The organism is Eilatimonas milleporae (assembly GCF_003688555.1).
GTDB classification, from domain to species: Bacteria; Pseudomonadota; Alphaproteobacteria; order Sphingomonadales; family Kordiimonadaceae; genus Eilatimonas; species Eilatimonas milleporae.
The window spans coordinates 333,088-346,752 of the sequence record NZ_REFR01000013.1 but is presented as its reverse complement, the minus strand read 5'-3'; the positions used below and the strand labels follow the sequence as shown (position 1 = coordinate 346,752).

At 64.8% G+C, this 13,665-nt stretch carries 12 protein-coding genes; 4 read left to right on the top strand and 8 right to left on the bottom strand.

What is annotated here, in order from left to right; genetic code table 11:
- Nucleotides 1–213: 213 nt before the first annotated feature.
- The 3 genes from BXY39_RS14620 to BXY39_RS14610 all read right to left on the bottom strand — a co-directional run bounded on the left by BXY39_RS14620 (nucleotide 214) and on the right by BXY39_RS14610 (nucleotide 3,981).
- The gene (locus BXY39_RS14620) at nucleotides 214–1,143 is read right to left on the bottom strand and encodes a substrate-binding periplasmic protein (RefSeq protein ID WP_121939609.1); all 930 of its coding nucleotides are present in this window, start codon (nucleotides 1,141–1,143) and stop codon (nucleotides 214–216) included.
- Nucleotides 1,144–1,268: 125 nt separating this feature from the next.
- Nucleotides 1,269–2,471 (bottom strand): pyridoxal phosphate-dependent aminotransferase, encoded by a 1,203-nt coding sequence (locus BXY39_RS14615; protein WP_121939608.1) that lies wholly within the window; start codon nucleotides 2,469–2,471, stop codon nucleotides 1,269–1,271.
- A gap of 190 nt (nucleotides 2,472–2,661) precedes the next feature.
- The gene (locus tag BXY39_RS14610) at nucleotides 2,662–3,981 is read right to left on the bottom strand and encodes a cation:proton antiporter (protein ID WP_121939607.1); all 1,320 of its coding nucleotides are present in this window, start codon (nucleotides 3,979–3,981) and stop codon (nucleotides 2,662–2,664) included.
- A 446-nt stretch (nucleotides 3,982–4,427) separates the two neighbouring features.
- On the opposite strand from BXY39_RS14610, the gene uvrB reads away from it, so the two are divergent.
- Complete coding sequence (gene uvrB / locus BXY39_RS14605) at nucleotides 4,428–6,596, top strand: excinuclease ABC subunit UvrB (protein WP_121939606.1); 2,169 nt, start codon at nucleotides 4,428–4,430, stop codon at nucleotides 6,594–6,596.
- A 390-nt stretch (nucleotides 6,597–6,986) separates the two neighbouring features.
- Here uvrB and BXY39_RS19385 read toward each other — a convergent pair whose 3' ends face one another.
- Together BXY39_RS19385 and BXY39_RS14595 are read right to left on the bottom strand one after the other, a co-directional pair.
- Nucleotides 6,987–7,406 carry a helix-turn-helix domain-containing protein gene (locus BXY39_RS19385; RefSeq protein ID WP_170163864.1) on the bottom strand — a complete coding sequence of 140 codons (420 nt, stop codon included), beginning with the start codon at nucleotides 7,404–7,406 and terminating at the stop codon, nucleotides 6,987–6,989.
- A gap of 401 nt (nucleotides 7,407–7,807) precedes the next feature.
- Complete coding sequence (locus tag BXY39_RS14595; protein ID WP_121939604.1) at nucleotides 7,808–8,113, bottom strand: helix-turn-helix domain-containing protein; 306 nt, start codon at nucleotides 8,111–8,113, stop codon at nucleotides 7,808–7,810.
- 189 nt (nucleotides 8,114–8,302) lie between these two features.
- Between BXY39_RS14595 and BXY39_RS14590 the strand changes: the two genes are divergently transcribed.
- Nucleotides 8,303–8,905: a hypothetical protein gene (locus tag BXY39_RS14590; RefSeq protein WP_121939603.1), complete on the top strand. Its 603-nt coding sequence runs from the start codon at nucleotides 8,303–8,305 to the stop codon at nucleotides 8,903–8,905.
- Between the two features lie 1,031 nt (nucleotides 8,906–9,936).
- Here the strand turns inward: BXY39_RS14590 and BXY39_RS19380 are convergent.
- Nucleotides 9,937–10,080: a hypothetical protein gene (locus BXY39_RS19380; RefSeq protein ID WP_170163863.1), complete on the bottom strand. Its 144-nt coding sequence runs from the start codon at nucleotides 10,078–10,080 to the stop codon at nucleotides 9,937–9,939.
- A gap of 175 nt (nucleotides 10,081–10,255) precedes the next feature.
- Between BXY39_RS19380 and BXY39_RS14585 the strand changes: the two genes are divergently transcribed.
- The gene (locus BXY39_RS14585) at nucleotides 10,256–11,155 is read left to right on the top strand and encodes a hypothetical protein (RefSeq protein WP_147453595.1); all 900 of its coding nucleotides are present in this window, start codon (nucleotides 10,256–10,258) and stop codon (nucleotides 11,153–11,155) included.
- A gap of 171 nt (nucleotides 11,156–11,326) precedes the next feature.
- On the opposite strand, the gene BXY39_RS14580 is transcribed toward BXY39_RS14585, so the two are convergent.
- Nucleotides 11,327–11,968 (bottom strand): S26 family signal peptidase, encoded by a 642-nt coding sequence (locus BXY39_RS14580; RefSeq protein WP_121939601.1) that lies wholly within the window; start codon nucleotides 11,966–11,968, stop codon nucleotides 11,327–11,329.
- Nucleotides 11,969–12,199: 231 nt separating this feature from the next.
- Here BXY39_RS14580 and BXY39_RS14575 point away from each other — a divergent pair, with 231 nt between their 5' ends.
- Nucleotides 12,200–13,006, top strand: coding sequence for a hypothetical protein (locus BXY39_RS14575; RefSeq protein ID WP_121939600.1), 807 nt, complete (start codon nucleotides 12,200–12,202; stop codon nucleotides 13,004–13,006).
- A gap of 97 nt (nucleotides 13,007–13,103) precedes the next feature.
- Here BXY39_RS14575 and BXY39_RS14570 read toward each other — a convergent pair whose 3' ends face one another.
- On the bottom strand, nucleotides 13,104–13,481 hold the full coding sequence (locus BXY39_RS14570) for a DUF427 domain-containing protein (RefSeq protein ID WP_121939599.1): 378 nt from the start codon (nucleotides 13,479–13,481) through the stop codon (nucleotides 13,104–13,106).
- Nucleotides 13,482–13,665 lie beyond the last annotated feature (184 nt).

The following is a 13,665-nucleotide window of genomic DNA, read 5'->3' as shown; positions in this document are numbered from 1 at the left end:
CAACCCGCTTCGACAAGCTCGCAAGAAATTTCCTCGCCGCAATCGCAATCGCTTCAACACGCCTTTGGCTCAGAAATTATGAGCCCACAACCTAGGACTGGTGCCTTCCGGATGTCCATGCGAAATGGCACCTTGATATCTTCAGGGAATGTCGGCTTTCACGGGATTCGGCCTTGTCGGGACAGTCAGGGCGTAACGGTCAGGTCGTAACGGTCAGGGCGTGGCAGCCATGCTGTGTCCGGATGGCGCGGATACGAATCCCTCGGCCGCCAGCCGGCGCAGCACGTCCGACTGTGTCCGTGCGGGCAGGCCGGCAATGCGCTTGCGGACCAGCGCTTCATAGGTGCCGTCGGCGATAATGGCGGCAAGCCCCCGGTCAAAGGCATCGCGGTACCGCACACCGCTTTTATCCGGGCTCTTGGCGAACAGTACATGCATCGTACCCGAGACCGCCGCGTCTTCCATGGGCAATTCCCGCAAGTCCGGGCGTGTCCAGGGGTCAAGGGTCGCCAGCGCCTTGTCGATCTCATTATGGGTCAGGATATCGGGGCCGAAGGCAAAGGCGACACGCCCTCTGGCCAGCAGTTGAAAACAATGGGTGATATCGTTTGGCGTCGCCCGGCTGATCCGGCCCGTGACCATCAGCCTGTCAAGCCAGTCGGGCATGGTCCACCCGTGTGGCAGGCACAGAAGCGGTGCGTCCTCCTCCGGCAGGCTTGGCAGGCGCTTCAGATCGCCGAATGTGTCGATATCGGTCCGCCAGGTGAACATGGACCAGCTGTTGTGGTAAAAAGGGCGCGAGACAATGAATCTGTCATGATGGCGCGGGTTGCCCGCCCAGGCAAAACTGCCGTCCGCATTGCCTGCGGCCAGTTCACGGTAAATCCGTTTCCACGGCATGGCATGAATTTCAAAGGAAACGCCCCCGGCCGCCAAGCTGGCGCTGACAAGGTCCGTGAACAGACCGCCCAGGCGCCCATCCGCCTCTTTTTCGACGTAAGGCGGAGAATCCGGGTTGGTTAGCAGCAGCAGTGTTTTGTCGCCGGCGGGATCGGCCTGTGCGGGCGCGCACAACACGGCTGTGGCCACAAGAATGCGGGCAAGGATTTTCGGCGGCCTGACGGCGGAAATGGCGCTTAACACGTGTTCACACCCAAAGCATTGCGTACTTAAACGTGTGTTTTATGACATCCTATCCGTTTAGAAAGTGTTACGGTTTTCACGTTTCGGGTGTCATATGACCGTCGGCCTTCCTGCCGTGGTTTGGCCTACCGCAGTTTGGCGCAGGCCTCCTGAATGCGGGTGCAGGCTTCGGTCAGGGCTTGCGTCGATGTGGCGTAGGACACGCGGAAATGCGGGCTCAGGCCGAAGGCCTCGCCGTGCACGGCCGCCACGCCGAAATCCTCCAGAAGATAGGTGACGAAATCCAGATCGCTGGCGATCCGCGTGCCGCCCGGCGTTGTTTTGCCCACACAGCCCGCCACACTGGGGTAGACGTAAAACGCGCCTTCCGGGGTGGGGCAGGTGATGCCCTCCGCCGCGTTCAGCATATCCACCACCAGATCGCGGCGGCCCTGAAACACCGCGGCGCGCTCGGCCAGAAAATCCTGTGGGCCGGTCAGCGCGGCGACCGTCGCGGCCTGGCTGATCGAACAGGGGTTGGATGTGGACTGCGACTGCACCTTGGCCATGGCCTTGATCAGCGCGGCGTCGCCGCCCGCATACCCGATCCGCCAGCCCGTCATGGCATAGGCCTTGGCCACGCCGTTCATGGTCAGAACCCGCTTGGCGATCGCCGGCACCGCCTCGGCCATGGTCTTGAAGGTGAACCCCTCATAGATGACATGCTCGTAAATATCGTCGGCGAACACCCAGACATGGGGGTGTTTTTCCAGCACCGCGCCAAGGGCCTTGACCTCATCCTCCGTGTAGGCCGCGCCAGTCGGATTGGACGGGCTGTTGAAGATCAGCCATTTCGTCTTCGGCGTGATGGCGGCGTCCAGGGCGTCCGGCGTCATCTTGAAACCGGTGTCGATGCCGGCCTCGACGATCACCGGCGTACCGCCCGCCAGCAGCACGATATCGGGGTAGGACACCCAGTAAGGCGCCGGCACGATCACCTCGTCGCCGGGGTTCAGGGTCGCCATCATGGCATTGTAGATGGTGTGCTTGCCGCCGGAATTCACGGTGATCTGGTCCGGTGTGAAGGTCAGGCCGTTTTCCCGTGCGAATTTTTCGATCACGGCGGCTTTCACGGCCGGCGTGCCGTCCACCTTGGTGTATTTGGTCTCGCCCGCCCGGATGGCCTTGATCGCCGCTTCCTTGATATGGTCCGGGGTGTCGAAATCGGGCTCGCCCGCGCCCAAGCCGATCACGTCCTTGCCGGCCGCGCGCAACTCGGCCGCCTTGGCCGTCACCGCCATGGTGGGCGATGGCTTGATCCGGGACAGGCTGTCGGCAAGAAAGGACATGGCTATGGCTCCTGAACATGGCGGCGGGATACGGGCCGGTGTCGGTCGGCATGGCCCGTTTGGCAGCGCAGAATAGGCACGCCCCCACCCGCCGGGCAAGAGGCAAAGCCATTAAAATCAGGGCTGTGCCTTGGCGGTATGATGGGCGGGCCGTGGGCTATGACCATGCCTGCGGCATACGGGCGCCGGGTCAGACGGTATCGGCGCTCTTGGCCATGGTATTGCCGGTGTTGCCGCCTGCATTCTCTTGCGCGCCCACGGCGCGGACGAAATACGGCTTCCACAGCCGGATTGTCACCGGCACCGCCACATTCAGCATGAAGGCGGTCAGCATCAGCGTGTAAAAGGCCGTCTCTGTCAGGATGTTGTTCTGCACATAGGCGATATCCAGCACCACGAAACACAGTTCCGCCCGGCCCAGCATGCCGAAGCCGATCATCAGGCTTTCGGCGGATGAAAAGCCGCCGGTATAGCGCGCCGCCAGACTGGCCGAGACGATCTGCGCCACGAACAGCGCGCCGGTCATGGTCAGCACCTGCGGAATGACCGAGACGAACAGATCCACATCGAACAGGATTTTCGTTCCCAGCTCGACGAAGAAGACCGGCCCGATCCAGGTAAAGGCCACATTCTCGACGATACGCTTTGTTGATTCGTAGGCCGCCTCGCGCTTCGCCACATCCTCGTCGCTGTCGCTGTCGAAATATTCCTCCTTGATGATCAGGCCCGCCATATAGGCCCCGACGGCGGGGTGAAACCCTTCCAGATGGGCGACGATGCCGACCGCCATGGCAAACAGGAACAGGACCAGCACCGCCATTTCCCCTTCCGCGAAGGCCAGCAGACGGCGGAAGCCGAAACGGCGCAGAAAGGGGACATAGCGTTGCAGCATGGCGGAGTCGCCCGGCAGGATCCACGCGGCAAGGATCACCACAATAACGAAGAACAGCACCACCTTGCCCAGGATCAGGCCGATGCTGGCAATGTCGGCACTGGCACCGCCGGTGGCGATGGGCACCAGAATGGCCACCAGCGCCAGCGAGGCGATGTCGTCCAGCACGGCGGATGTCATGATGCCCGTCGCCGCCTTGGAGCGGGACAGCCCTTCGCTTTTCAGCGACACCATGGTCAGCGATACGGCGGTTGCCGTCATCGCCAGCCCCACCATCAGCGAAACCTTTGCGTCGCCCCAGAACATGTCGGCCACGGCGTAAGCCGTGAGAAACGGTGCCAGCCCGCCGAAAAAGGCGATGCCCCAGGTGCGTTTGACACTGGTCAGGAAATGGCTGGTGTTTTCCTCGAACCCCAGCGCGAACATGATCAGGATGATGCCGATTTCCGAAAACCCGCGGATAAACGGGTCCGGCTCGGCGGGCAGAAAGCCCAGATTGACCATCACGGCGCCTGCGGCCAGATAGTACAAGACCGGCGTCAGCCGTGTTTTGCGCGCGGCAAAGGCGGCCACCAGCACGCCCAGCCAGATGATGGTCAGATGTTCAAGCGATTCCATGCTGCCTCAATAGGTGGCGCGGCCTCCAGGGGCTTTGACCGAAATCAATCCCAGTGATCAAATCCAAAGATCAAACCCCAGGATCAGACCCAAAGCCCAAACCTTGGGATCGGTCCCGTTCGAACCGGGCAATAGGGCGCGGCCTCCGCCGGCGCGCGGACCGCCTTGCCGGCGGACTGTGACGCGCCGGCGCCTTTGTCCTCTCAAGCCCGAGTGCGGGGGGCGCCTTTTCCCGGCGACGCCGGACCGTGCGGGGATCTGCCAGTGTCTGCCAGTGTCTGCCAGTGTCTGCCAGTGTCTGCCAGTGTCTGCCAGTGTCTGCCACTATCCGCCAGTCTCTGTCAGGGGTCTGTCAGGGGGCCCCAAGCCCCCTCTTGAAGGCCGGGGCGTAAAGGGGCACTTTAACCGCCCTTCAATTCCTTCAAGGACCACTGCGGACCCTGCCGATGACGTCTGATGCCCCCCTGCCTTTCGTGCCCCACCGTCCCGACCGCCCGGAAAAATCCGAAGGCGGCATCGCCCTCGGCCTGGTGTCCGAGTTTCAGCCCGCCGGCGACCAGCCGGCGGCGATCCGCGAACTCAGCGCCGGTATAGTCGGCGGCGACCGGGATCAGGTGCTGCTCGGCGTCACCGGCTCCGGCAAGACCTTCACCATGGCGAAAATCATCGCCGAAACCCAGCGCCCGGCGCTGATCCTTGCCCCCAACAAGACGCTGGCGGCGCAGCTGTACGGCGAATTCAAGACCTTCTTCCCCGACAATGCCGTCGAATATTTCGTCAGCTATTACGATTATTACCAGCCCGAGGCGTACGTTCCGCGCACCGACACCTATGTGGAAAAGGAAGCCTCCATCAACGAACAGATCGACCGCATGCGCCACTCCGCCACCCGCGCGGTGCTGGAACGGGACGATGTGATCATCGTCGCCTCCGTGTCCTGCATTTACGGCATCGGCTCGGTCGAAACCTACACCGCCATGACCTTCGGCATCAAAACCGGCGACGCGGTGGATGTGAAGGCTTTGGCGCGGCGTCTGGTCTCATTGCAGTACAAGCGCAACGATCAGGCGTTTCAGCGCGGCACCTTCCGCATTCGCGGTGATGTGGTCGACATTTTCCCCAGCCACTATGAGGACCGCGCCTGGCGGCTGATGCTCTTCGGCGAGGAGGTCGAGGAGATTGTCGAATTCGATCCCCTCACCGGGGAAAAGACCAAAACCCTGGACTCCGTCAAGGTCTACGCCAACAGCCACTATGTCACCCCGCGTCCGACGCTGGATCAGGCGGTCAAGGGCATCAAGGCGGAACTGAAAGCCCGCCTCGCCCAGTATGAAAAGGACGGCCGCCTCCTGGAGGCGCAGCGGCTGGAACAGCGCACCACCTTCGACATGGAAATGATGGAGGCCACCGGCTCCTGCGCCGGGATCGAAAACTACTCCCGCTATCTCACCGGCCGCGCGCCGGGCGATCCGCCGCCGACCCTGTTTGAATATCTGCCCGACAATGCCCTCCTGTTCGTGGATGAAAGCCATGTTTCCGTCGGCCAGATCGGCGGTATGTCGCGCGGCGACGCCAAGCGCAAGGACACGCTGGCCGATTTCGGCTTCCGCCTGCCGTCCTGCCGCGACAACCGCCCGCTGAAGTTCGAGGAATGGGACGCCATGCGCCCGCAGACCGTCTATGTCTCGGCCACGCCCGGCGACTGGGAGCTGGAGCGCACCGGCGGCGTCTTCGTCGAACAGGTGATCCGTCCGACCGGCCTGACCGACCCGCTGATCGACGTGCGCCCGGTGGAGACCCAGGTCGACGACCTGATGAACGAGGCCCGCGCCATGGCGGCCAAGGGCCTGCGCGTCCTCGTCACCACGCTGACCAAGCGCATGGCCGAGGATCTGACCGAATATCTGCACGAAAACGGCGTGCGCGTGCGCTACATGCACTCCGACATCGACACGCTGGAACGGATCGAGATCATCCGCGATCTCAGGCTCGGCACCTTCGACGTGCTCGTCGGCATCAACCTCCTGCGCGAGGGGCTCGATATCCCCGAATGCGGGCTGGTCGCCATTCTCGACGCCGACAAGGAGGGTTTCCTGCGCTCCGAGCGCTCACTGGTGCAGACGATCGGCCGCGCCGCCCGCAACGCCGACGGCCGCGTCGTCCTCTATGTCGACACCATCACCGGCTCGCTCAAGGCCGCGATCGACGAGACCGAGCGCCGCCGCGCCAAGCAGCTCGCCTACAATGCCGAGCACGGCATCACCCCGCGCACGGTGAAAAAACAGGTCGGCGACCTGTTGGCGCATGTGTCGTCCGGCGATTACGTCACCGTCGATATCGGCGAGGATGCCGAACATCTGGTTGGCTCCAACCTGAAATCCCATCTCGACGCCCTGCAAACGAAAATGCGCGAGGCCGCCGAAAATCTCGAATTCGAGGAAGCCGCCCGCCTGCGCGACGAGATCAAGCGCCTGGAAGAGGGCGAGCTGGGCCTCCAGGACCCCACCAAACGCCCGACCGGCCGGCCCATGGGCCGCCCAAAGGGCCGCTCCGCCGGCGGCAAGCCCGGCACCCGCACCTATAAAAGCAAGGGCCGCCCCAAGCGCATGGCCTGATGCCCCACCGTGCCAAACCCATGATCTGACCCAAACACATGGCCTGACGGCTCGGTGTCCCAGGGCGCGGGACACGGCCTCGTCCATCCCGGGCATATGGCCAAACGCCCGACCCAAACACCCGGCCAAATGCAGGGCCAAACACACGGCCAGACGCACGGGTCAGACAAGACAACCGCGCCCATGGGCCGGGCCTGCCGGCCCTCAACTGCTTGCGCGGGCAGGGTCGGTGTCCGGCGTTTTCCCGGCGTCCGCCAGCGTTGCCGCTGCGGGTCTATCCGTGTTTCGGCCGGGTTTCCATCTGCGACTCCTTCATGTGTTTTCCCCCATATGTCTCCCCCATGCATATCCATCCGGGGTTACTTCCAGAGGGGCGGCGGGAGGGACCGCTTAAACACCCTCCCGCTCGGCCATGGCCTTGACGAAGGCGACGAAACTTTCGCGGATATGCGGCTCCGGGATGCGGGCGAAGGCATACAGCAGCCGCGCGCAATCGCCGCTCGGGTCCGCCGCTGCCGTCTCCAGGGCGTTCATGCCGTCGTCCAGGCCGTTGAAAAAATCGGCCGGCTGAATGCCGAGTGCCAGCGCCAGACGCAACAGTTTCGACGGCGCGATCTTGTTGGCGCCTGTCTCGTATTTCTGCACCTGCTGAAAGGACACGCCCGCCGCCCCGGCCAGCGCCGACTGGCTCAGCCCGCAGGCAATGCGCAGGGTGCGCAGGCGCTGGCCGATCATCCGGTCCACCGGGTTCGGGGCCGGCGGATGCCAGTCCGCGCCATCCATCCTGTTGGCCCAGTCCGCCCTGGCCATCTCGTCCCTCCTGTCCGCTCTTTCCCGTAAGGAAGGCCGCTCAGGGTCTCGCAAGGGCGCCGGGCGGGGCTCTGAATGCCTTTCGATCGGCGTTGCTTGCGCCCCGTCCCGGTCCGGTAGACCTGCGGCTGCTTCCGTGCCGCTTCCCGCCCGCCGCGACCGGTGTCCGCTCCGCTGCGCCCGGTTTTCGCTCTGCTCTGGCCTGTGCTCGCTCTGCTCTGAGCTGTGCCCGCTCCGTTCTGGCCACTGCCCGCGCCGCTCTGACCTATGCCCGCCCCGCTCTGGCTGGTGTTCGTTTCCCGCCGACCGGTCTTCTGGCCGGTCTTCTGGCCGCTCGTCGGGCCGCTTGGTGGAACGGCTTGGCTGGGGCTGCGGCCGTATCTGTCGGGAAAGGCGAGTGCTCATGACGAATCCTCCTTTTGCGCGAGACGCGGCGTGTTTGCTTTGCTAGATTTCCGCGTTGGAAAAGGTTTCCACCCCCGGATCGGCTGGCCCCGCCTGTGATAGCGGCTGGGCCAGATATCCCAGGGCTTGCGGTCCAGGGCGGCGGCGATGATCGCCTGCGCCCGTGGTCGCTGCCGGCGCGGGATGGACGAGAACAGCGCGTGGCTGAGGCCATGGGCGCGTGCAAGGTCGCTGAGGGTCAGGTCCCGCCTGATCTTCAGCATGTATTTCACGCGCGGCCATGACCAATCGGGGCGTGTCATTCTTCACACCTGCTCCGGCTGGGGCCTGCGCCCCCTTTTTTCGCGTTCAGGCGGTTACGGATATAACCGCACGTTGGAGAAATTTATGTCCGCTTTTTTGTCTTGTTTCAACCATAAAAGCGGATTTTTTATCACTGGGGTAGAGCGAAAAGCCAGAAAAGGCGAAAAATCGTTCTTTTTATTGCACTTATGATCACACCGAAAGACCAGAAAAAGCAAGCCGACATCGTCAGTGCCCTGCGCCAGGACCTGGCCGGGACGACAAAAGCCCTGATCGCGGCGGCCGGCGGACGCGAACGGGCCTCCGCCCTGACCGGCAAACAGCTCAGCACCCTGTCCAACTGGTCCGGCGGTCATTCCCCGATCCCCTTATGGGCCGCCATACTGCTGTGCCGGGAAGCGGGCTGGCCGCTGGACCGGCTCGCCGTCTCATCGCTTGGAACAGACCGTGCGGATACGGACGGCTCAACCTCGGGCCTGAGGGAGACCGGTTTTCCGGACTTCCATCACCGGCCCGAAGATGCGCGCGGCCAGGGCGGCGGGACCGCCACCGGCGGCAAGACCCCACCCCCGGCCGAGGTGCGCCAGGACGTGACCGAGCGGGTTCTCACCGGTCTCGACACCCTGATGGACGATATGGGCGTCACCGCCCTGCCACCGCGCACCTACCGGCGCCTGGCGCGCTATGTCCAGCACCGGGTGCTGGCACGCCTGTCGGCCGGCGAAGACCCGTCGGCGATCACGGCGGCGGATTTCCGGCCCGAAGTGGCCCTCGCCATCGGCAAGGACTGACCCCCCACCTCTTCATCTCCTCAAGAATACGGCGCCTATCTGAGAAGGTGTCGGTGCCTTTTGCGCTCACGCCAGATTGCCGCGCAATCGCCTCCGCGAGGGCGGCCTGACCGGCCGGGGCGCGGTCGCGCCCTGGGGGGATTACTTTGGGATGCCTCGCCGGGCTTGTCTTTTGCGCTCACGCCAGATTGCTAGGCAACCGCCTCCGCGAGGGCGGCCTGACCGGCCGGGGCGCGGTCGCGCCCTGGGGAGATTACTTTGGGATGCCTCGCCGGGCTTGTCTTTTGCGCTCACGACAGATTGCTAGGCAATCGCCTCCGCGAGGGCGGCCTGACCGGCCGGGGCGCCGTCGCGCCCTGGGGGGATTACTTTGGGATGTCTCGTCCGGGCTTGTCTTTTGCGCTCACGACAGATTGCTGCGCAATCGCCTCCGCGAGGGCGGCCTGACCGGCCGGGGCGCGGTCGCGGCCTGGGGGGATTACTTTGGGATGCCTCGTCCGGGCTTGTCTTTTGCGCTCACGGCGGATTGCTCGGCAATCGCCTCCGCGAGGGCGGCCTGACCGGCCGTGTTGCCGTGTCGGTCTTGCCAAAAGAACAAAAAAATGGATATAATCGCATCGCGTGCGTAAAAGGCGCCGTTGCGGCAGCTCAGGTGTATACGGTTCGCCCTGTGTTCCGCCTGCCGCTGCGGGCGGCAAAGGCATCGGCAAGCAGGGCATTGGCAAGCGCGGGGGTATGGCCGTGATGTGATGGACATGACGGACCATGCCCGCCATGAAAGATGGAGACACGATGACATCAGGAAACGCGGTACCATAAAGAAACGTGGTTCTGCACTGCCCCGCGAAGGAACGATGCCGGAAAGCGGGGCCGGACAAAGCGAGATCGGACAAAGCGAGATCGGGCAAAGCGGATCGGACCGAGGGACCACACCCGACAGGGCCGCGACGGTCAGGGCTGCTGACCGGTGCCGGCCAGATACTGACCAGATGCTAGCCAGATGTCAGGTCAGGTATTTGCCCAGGTATTTGTCAGGTGCTGGCCAGATACTGAACTGCCATGTCCGTATCCCTGCCGCCGCCCATGTCGCCGCCCATGTCGTCTGCGGGCAATCGGTCGTCCGGGGACAATCGGTCGTTCTGGGGCAATCGGGCCCCGGCTTTTTTTTCGCCCACAGGGGTTACATATGTAACCACGTGACGAAGGCACAGTGACGGTTTTTTTGATGTATGGCAACCAAAAAAATAACCTCAAGGCGCGAAGGGGTGTTGAAATGACTGCAAAAACCAAAAAAATATTCCGTACACTGTGCGGAAGCGTGATTGGCGTATCCGCGACGGGGCTGTCGTCATGACCGGACGGACGCGCGGGGAAAAACCGGCCGGCACCGCCACCGCCACAGCCACCGACACCGCCCTGGCGACCCCGGAGCCAGAGAGCCGACCAGAGAGCCGGCCAGAGAACCGACCAGAGAATCGAAACGGGAACCGGGATCGCAGCGGGGATACAGGTCCCAATACGGATCGCGGCGCGGGCGGGGATGCGGACCGGAAAGCCGCCATTCTGTCCCTGCGCCACGCGCTGTCGAAAAAGACCAAGGCGCTGATCGCGGCGCTTGGCGGCCGCGAGACGGCGGCCCGGCTGACGGGCAGGCAGCTCAGCACCATGTCCAACTGGTCGGGCGGGGCGTCGTCCATTCCCTTGTGGGCGGCGGCGCTGTTGTGCCGGCAGGCGGGCTGGCCGCTGGAACGGCTGCTGCCGCCGGAGTTTCTTCATGGGGACGGCGGGCCGCCGATGCCAGACCAGTTTCACCGACCAGACCAGTTCCATCAGCCCGATCAGTTCCACCAGCCCGGCGAGGCCCATCGGAATTATACATATGGGGATCGCCCGCAGCCGGGCATCATGGCCGAACCGCCGGCCCCCGGTTTCACCGCCGCGCCCCATCCTTCCCAACCCCGCTCTCCCAAACCCCGCCCTTCTCAGGCCGATCCGGGGCCGCACGACCGTGAGGATGCCCTTGTGTTCGGCGGCGCTTTGTCGCCGGACGTGGTGGCACGGGTTCTCGCCGATCTTGACGCGGTGCTGGACGGCATGGGTGTCCATGCCATACCGCCGAAAGCCTATCGCAAGCTGGTGCGCTACATGCTGACCAGGGTGGAACGGCATCTGGCCGGCGGCGGCGAGTCCGCAGCCTTCGATGTCGCTGCCTTCAGGGCCGAGATTGCCCTGGCGGTCGGGGAGGACTGACCCCGCCTGAGACGCCCGATCCGCCCGAAAGTCTGATCCACAAGACAGTCCGCTCCACCCGAAATATTGGACCCGCCCGCAAAAGGGCATGTCCGCAAGGGGGCGCCCTTTTGCGGTGTGTCCGAGGCATCCGCTGTCCGGGGTATGCGGCGTTCGGGCCGGACGCTGGTTTCAGGGTGTCCTGGCCGCCCCGTCGCGGCGCGGCGACGGGGCGAAGCCGACGATGTCGGCGCGCGCGATGGGGCCCAGCATGGCTGAGTCCACGCTGCCCGGATGGCCGAGGGCGAGATAGCCGTCCAGCCGTCCCTCATGGCCTTTCATCAGCCGGTAGGCCGCGCGCCGCACGATATAGGGCCGCCCGAACGGCGTTTCGGCCAGGCGCCCGTCAACATACATCCGGCCGTCGTCGGCCACCCGCAGCGTGTCGCCGGGCCGCCCCCACACCTGTTTGACCACGAAGCGCCCGTCCTCGGTCCGGAACACCACCAGATCGTCGAGGGCAGGGGCCCCGCAGCCGATCGACGACACCGTCAGGCGTTCGCCGGAAAACACCACGCCCTGAAGGGAATCCCCCGTGATCTCGATGGTCACCGGGCGGCACGGCGGCAGCGGCCCGTCCGTGCCGCTGTCCCGCTTGTCCCCGCTGTTACCCCCGCCGGTCGCGGGGGGCTGTGCGAACCGGCCGGCGGCGTGCGTCTCCCCCACCGCCAAAGCCGTGACCGGAGCCAGCAGGGCCGCGAGCGCGAACACCGTGTGGCGCCGCGCGGTGCCGGCCGTTTGCCGGTATGTCCGCAAAGATGAAATCAGGTTCATTATTTTTGCCTATGGGATTGAGGCCGCTCATGAAAACGCTAGCATGCGGGCGAAGGGGCCGTACAGACCTGAGACGGGGCGCCCGCGCAAAGCGCGTCTGTCGGAGAGTTGCAAAGCGCGTCTGTCGGAGAGTTGCAAAGCGCGTCTGTCAGAGAGTTGCAAAGCGCATCTGTGGAGAGCGGCAAGGCGCCTGCGTGTGGTTTTGTATCCAAAGGGGGGGGGGAAGAGGTCATGTTGAATGTCGGTTTGAAAGGTGTTGTGGTGTTGGCCGCGCTGGTCCTGGCCGCCGGTGTGGGGCCGGCCGGCGGGGTTCTGGCCGCCGAAGACACGGCTCCACAGGAACAGGATACGGGCTCACAGGATACGGGGCAACAGGACACGCCACAACAAACCCCGCCCCCGGAAAATCCGTCACGTGAGACGCCATCACCGGACGGGACGCTCCTGCGGCAGCCCTCTCAACAGTCCGACCCGTCATCTGGGCCCGGCCGCCCCCCGGCCCGCGACCCCTTCGGCCGCCGTCCCATCGACAGTCTGACGAAGGGGCAGGCGCTGGCCGCCGCGCGCTCGGACGACGAGGTCATGCAGGCGCTGTTGTCGCTGTCCACCCACAACTGGATCGGCCTGCGCCGGACCCAGCAGCGGTTTTACGCCTATGTCCGCGACGCGGCGGCGCTGAAGGCCTATCTGGCGATCTGTCCGAAACACCGGGTCGAGGTCAACACCCTGCCCATCGACAGGTTGGCCCGCCAGTATCTGGAGGTGATCCTGGCCTCGCAGTTCGAGGGCGAGGCGCTGGAGCGCTATGACGCCCTGCCGCGCGGGATGCAGGCCGCCTTCACCGCCGAGCTGGGGCGGCGTGTCTTCGCCTTTGAGCAGGGCTTCGCCACCGCCCGCGAGATGGCCGCCATCGAGGCCGGCACGACAACGCTGAAGGACTATTGCGACACCCAGGCCCGCGACCGTTTCGACAGCTTCGTCGCCCTTCAGGCCACGGCCGTGCGCGCCCTGCCGCAAGACGCGCGCCAGGGTGAATAGGCATCTGATGAACAGGCGTTTGGCGGCTGGGACACCCGGCGCCCGTCTTGCGGCAGGGCCGCCGCCAACCGCCCACTGGTCAACCGCCCGCCGTCCGTCACCCGGTATGGATGTCCACCCGGTCGCTGTAAAAGGCCACATGGCCGGCTAGGGCGGCCACCTCGTCATAGGGCGCGGGGTAGCCCCACACGGCATTTTCCAGAACGGTGTCGCCGGCGGTGACCGACCAGTAGTCGGCCGTGCCCTTGAACGGGCAGCGCGTGTGGTGGTCGGTTTTCGCCAGCACGCCGGCCCGCACGTCCGCGAGCGGGATGTACAGCACCGGCGGATAGCCGTTCTCGCGCACCGCGAGCGCCCGCGTGGTGTCGGCGACCGGGGTGTCGCCGGCCGACACCCGCACCCGCCCGGTGAAAGGCGTGACGGTGACGGTGTGGTCGGGGCGGGTCTTGAAACCGGGGGCGGGGCCGTTGCTCATGGGGGGCACTCCCTTGCGTGTGGCTGAACTGCCGGGGTTCCGAACTGTCCGAGGTTCCGAACTGCCGAGGTTCTGAACTGCCGAGGTTCTGAACTGTCCGAGGTTCTGGACGATCCGGGGTTTTGGGCGAATCATATCCGCCGGATGATCCTATCCGCGAACCGCCGCATCGCCAAACCCGGAC

What these genes read in the sequence shown, in the direction of transcription:
- BXY39_RS14590 (WP_121939603.1), top strand. Translation starts at nt 8,303, where the DNA reads ATGATCACACCGAAAGACCAGAAAAAGCAAGCCGACATCGTCAGTGCC.
- BXY39_RS14580 (WP_121939601.1), bottom strand. Translation starts at nt 11,968, where the DNA reads ATGAACCTGATTTCATCTTTGCGGACATACCGGCAAACGGCCGGCACC.
- BXY39_RS14575 (WP_121939600.1), top strand. Translation starts at nt 12,200, where the DNA reads ATGTTGAATGTCGGTTTGAAAGGTGTTGTGGTGTTGGCCGCGCTGGTC.
- BXY39_RS14595 (WP_121939604.1), bottom strand. Translation starts at nt 8,113, where the DNA reads ATGACACGCCCCGATTGGTCATGGCCGCGCGTGAAATACATGCTGAAG.
- BXY39_RS14585 (WP_147453595.1), top strand. Translation starts at nt 10,256, where the DNA reads ATGACCGGACGGACGCGCGGGGAAAAACCGGCCGGCACCGCCACCGCC.
- BXY39_RS14570 (WP_121939599.1), bottom strand. Translation starts at nt 13,481, where the DNA reads ATGAGCAACGGCCCCGCCCCCGGTTTCAAGACCCGCCCCGACCACACC.
- uvrB (WP_121939606.1), top strand. Translation starts at nt 4,428, where the DNA reads ATGACGTCTGATGCCCCCCTGCCTTTCGTGCCCCACCGTCCCGACCGC.
- BXY39_RS14610 (WP_121939607.1), bottom strand. Translation starts at nt 3,981, where the DNA reads ATGGAATCGCTTGAACATCTGACCATCATCTGGCTGGGCGTGCTGGTG.
- BXY39_RS19385 (WP_170163864.1), bottom strand. Translation starts at nt 7,406, where the DNA reads ATGGCCAGGGCGGACTGGGCCAACAGGATGGATGGCGCGGACTGGCAT.
- BXY39_RS14615 (WP_121939608.1), bottom strand. Translation starts at nt 2,471, where the DNA reads ATGTCCTTTCTTGCCGACAGCCTGTCCCGGATCAAGCCATCGCCCACC.